Consider the following 3,998-nt stretch of genomic DNA (forward strand, 5'->3'; position numbering starts at 1 on the left):
TTCCCCGGCAGGGTTTGCCTCCCGGTTTCCGGCGGAGCTGCCTGCCCGGCTCATGAGATGACCAGGGTGGCGGACATTTCAGGGTGATAGGTGCAAATCACGGCATACTCGCCGGCTTCCTCGGGGGCGGTGAAGGTCACTGTCTCACCGGCGGGAACATCCACGTCGAACCCGCCGTCGTCTTCCGCGGTGACCGTGTGCGGGGCGTCGTCCTCGTTGGTGACGGTCACTTCAGCACCCGGTGCGATGGTTTCGGGCATCTCGTATTCGAAGTCCGTGATGGTGATTATAGCCTCCTCCGCAGGCGCTGCTTCCGCCGAGGCCGACCCTGTAGCGGAGGTGCCAGCGCCGGTGGTCGCGGCCGCTGATTCCGGGGCCGCGGCTTCACTTGCCGCGCTGGTCGCCTCCGACGTGCTGGATTCAGCATCGGACCCACACGCGGTGGTACCGGTAAGGAGCCCGGCGAGCATCAAAGCCGATATTCCATAACGTACCTTCATGGTCGTACCTCCAAAAATAATGAACCAGAGAACTATGCGCTGGAGTGTCGGGGAACTGTGAACTGGCGTGATTCTTTCAGGGGTAGGTGTTGAGCACGCCATGCCCGGTGACGAGGTCTCCCTATACCAGGTGGTAGGCCGGTTCTGAGGTCCCCGTTCCGGAATGAACCGTGAGGTCCGCAGGGCTGCGGTGATGCGGTTGCAGCCCTGCGGACCGAACGGGGAAAAGCGGCTCGATCAGTTGTTACTGATTTGGCGGCGGACGGCGTAGGTTCCGCCAGCTGCGGCCAGGAGCACCAGCCCCCCACCCAGAGCGATGATCGTCGAGGTGTCACTTGCTTCGTTCATCGCTCCGGTGTCAGCGCCGCCCTTGGGCACAGCACCCATCTGATCCATGCTGTTGCCTGCTGCACTGCCGGACTCAGCGACCTCAGGAGCTGCGACCTCCGGTGCCGGTGCCGCTGGTACTGCCGGTGTCGTGGGGGCAGGTGTTGTGGGGGCTGGGGCCATGGCTTCAGCCCCGACGGTCAGGGTGCCCCGCATGTTGCCGTGGAATTTACAGAAAAACCCGTAGCTCCCGGCACTGCTCGGGGCGGTGAAGGTCGCGCTTTGCCCCCCGGGGACGGTGATATCGAAGGAGCCATCATCGGCGGTGACGGTGTGGACTTCGGTGTCATTGTTGGTCACGGTGATCTCACCGCCCGGATTCACCGTGCCTGGCCCCGAGAACACGAAGTCCTCGATGCTGATGGACATCTGCCCAGTGGTCATCGCCGGTACAGCCTGAGAGACCGGGCCAGGGGAGGCCACCGCTACCCCTGCCGATCCGATTCCCGCTCCGCCGATCAGGGCTGCGGTGAAAGCGACGCTGAAAACTTTTTTGCTAGTGATCATGATGATGCCCTCCGGCGGGGCGTCTAGGGAGACAACATTCTGGTAGTCAGTCGACTTGACGCACCGTTGCCGGAAAACCACCGCCACATGACATTCGTCACGTACAGCGTGTTGGATTGCCCTCGCCGAAGACCAGTAATCGACTAATCGACAAAATGATCGTTGTGTTGTGGCAGTCACAGCCGGTGACCCACTCCGGTGACCTACTCCTCAGCCGTCGGCTGCCGGTGGTGGCATGACGAAAGCGCCGGGGAACACACGGTGAAGAGCCGCTAGTTGTGTTCTCCGACGCTTTCAACCGGTAAAAAAATTCCGGTCATCAGTCACTCGCACATGAGGATAGCTAAGACAGTACGCTCAGTATCTGAGCTTTACCTGAGATCAAGACCTCTTTCTTTTTCCTGCCGCTTCTGATGCAGGAGGGCATCGACATCCTCGATGTCCCGAACCGCCGCGCACAGCAACCATTGGGCGTGTTCCTGATCGGCATGCACGGGACCGGCCGGCCCGGATTCCCCATCGGCATGCAGGTCGTTGACCTCTTCACACGCTCGGCGGGTCTCAAGGAGCTTCTGCACACAGCGACCGCGGAGCGCTTCGAGGTCACTCACTGTATGCATCTTCGCAGCGGTCAGCAGGAAACCGACACCATGACCGGTTTCGGAAATTGTCATACCCGAAGCTCCTTGACAGCATGTTAGCCGGCCGCTCCTGCACCGATAGTTCGGCTAATTTGGCGTTCGGCTAATTTGGCGTTCGCTATCTGATCTGCCGGGCCAACGTCCTGGGTGGGGTTAACCGGTGGACAACAACATCGAACATGCCTCACCCGACTCGCGAAGCGTTTATTCCCACCCAATCACTGGATAGTCCGCAGCGAAACAAGCAGCAGTATCATCCTACCCACCAGTTTCACGTGTATCACCTGTTACACAGAAGTGCTATCCAACGGGGCTATTGTCTGCCTACAGTGAGGACAGGCACCGTGACATCAAGGGTGCTGGAGTTCCGGGGTGATGGTGGGGGAAACCAATCCACCCGCCGGAGTGCTCCGAATCACTATTCGAGCGCATCCATTGGGACGCGCGCTTACCGCACAGTGAAGGAATTATTCTCATGAACAAGGCAATGCGCTTCCTTGCAGTTCCCACCCTCGCCCTCGGCGCCCTGGCCATGGCATCGTCGCCGGCCATGGCAGCAGATGAGTCCTACTCCTCGACCCTGGGCCAGCTCAACGGCACCACCGGCACCGGCACGATCACCGTCGACGTCACCGGCGACAAGGCCCATGTCAACCTGCAGGTCTCCGGTCTCGCCGAGACCTTCATGGACGCACCATACCCCCACGTCCAGCACATCCACGGCGGAGCGCTCGGCGAATGCCCCACCCCAGCCGATGACGAAAACGGCGACGGAATCCTCAACACCACCGACGGTGCGCCCTCCTACGGTGGAATCCAGACCACACTGACCACCTCCGGTGCAACGACCCCGGCCGAGGGCCTGAACCTCGCCCTCGGCGGACAGGGCGGCAGCTACACCATCGACCGTGAAATCGACCTCAACGCCGAGACCAAGGCTTCCCTCGAAGCCGGTACCGCCGTCGTCGTCGTCCACGGCCTGGACCCCGCAACGGCCACCGGCACCGAAGAGGCCTTCAACTCCCCTAGCGACCTGGAGCCCTCACTTCCCCTCGGTGCCACCTCACCGGCACTGTGTGGAACCCTCGTAGCCTCACAGATGGGCGACATGCCAGCAGGCGGCGCCGACACCGGTGTCGCCCAGGAAACCGGTTCCAACACCGCCATCCTCGCCCTCGGTGGCGGCCTGGTCCTGGCAGCAGCAGCCGGCGGAACTTTCATGGTCCGCCGCAGCAACACCAACGCATAACCGCACCACCAAAACAGCACCACAGCACCACAGATTGACGGACTGATCGAACCATATTCCTCCAACGATCAGTCCAACCCAGCGACCGCCGCAGAAGCCCTAACCCCTGCGGCGGTCGCTCTTTTAACGCCCACCGTCTTCGGTCGCCCACTTAACGGCCGCCACGAGTACTCCACCTTTTTTCAGGCGCCCTCACGACGGGAATCGGCCCAGTTCTCGGCAGCGTCCAGGTAGCGTCGTGCAGCAGAAATCACCGCGCCAGGGTGAGGGTTGATCCATGACCATTCATGCTCTGAAGGTGCCTGGTCTGCACAACGACGAGATAGGGTTTCCGCCTCTCCGGAATTAACGCTACAGGCCTCACTGCCGCCTATCAGGCTCCGGCATCTTGTTCTAGTCGAAGGGTTCAGGGATCGCTTAAGTCATCAACCTCGGTGCGTGCGAACATCACTGATCGGTTCGGAATGCAGCTTCGCGGCGGTGATGCCATCCAGCAGGCTTGCTGGCCAGTCGGTTTCCGAGGAACCCATCCGGAAGGACGGTTGTTTCGAAGAATACTCAAGTACGCCAGTCGGGGTCAGCAGCAGCAACGCCAAGGAACAATCCTTCAGGCCCCACGAACTGATTGGACAAGCCCACCATGCTTAGATCATCCAGCGGACGTCGCGGAGGGTACTTTGCCTCAGCAGCAGTTGCCGCCCTCATCCTCACAGG

The 3,998-nt window shown here is 61.2% G+C and carries 5 protein-coding genes; 1 reads left to right on the forward strand and 4 read right to left on the reverse strand.

The features are described from left to right. Nucleotides 1–50 precede the first annotated feature (50 nt). From IWX65_RS17230 to IWX65_RS17240, 3 genes are all read right to left on the reverse strand, one after another. Nucleotides 51–500: a cupredoxin domain-containing protein gene (locus IWX65_RS17230; protein ID WP_196884777.1), complete on the reverse strand. Its 450-nt coding sequence runs from the start codon at nucleotides 498–500 to the stop codon at nucleotides 51–53. 237 nt (nucleotides 501–737) lie between these two features. Then, entirely contained in the window at nucleotides 738–1,394 is a 657-nt protein-coding gene (locus IWX65_RS17235; protein ID WP_196884778.1) for a cupredoxin domain-containing protein, read from the reverse strand. Nucleotides 1,395–1,765: 371 nt separating this feature from the next. Continuing rightward, nucleotides 1,766–2,068, reverse strand: coding sequence for a hypothetical protein (locus IWX65_RS17240; RefSeq protein ID WP_196884779.1), 303 nt, complete (start codon nucleotides 2,066–2,068; stop codon nucleotides 1,766–1,768). Between the two features lie 442 nt (nucleotides 2,069–2,510). On the opposite strand from IWX65_RS17240, the gene IWX65_RS17245 reads away from it, so the two are divergent. Further along, entirely contained in the window at nucleotides 2,511–3,284 is a 774-nt protein-coding gene (locus tag IWX65_RS17245) for a CHRD domain-containing protein (RefSeq protein WP_196884780.1), read from the forward strand. Between the two features lie 425 nt (nucleotides 3,285–3,709). On the opposite strand, the gene IWX65_RS17250 is transcribed toward IWX65_RS17245, so the two are convergent. Then, on the reverse strand, nucleotides 3,710–3,880 hold the full coding sequence (locus IWX65_RS17250) for a hypothetical protein (RefSeq protein ID WP_196884781.1): 171 nt from the start codon (nucleotides 3,878–3,880) through the stop codon (nucleotides 3,710–3,712). Nucleotides 3,881–3,998 lie beyond the last annotated feature (118 nt).

Source organism: Arthrobacter sp. CAN_A214 (genome assembly GCF_015751955.1).
Lineage (GTDB): Bacteria > Actinomycetota > Actinomycetes > Actinomycetales > Micrococcaceae > Arthrobacter_D.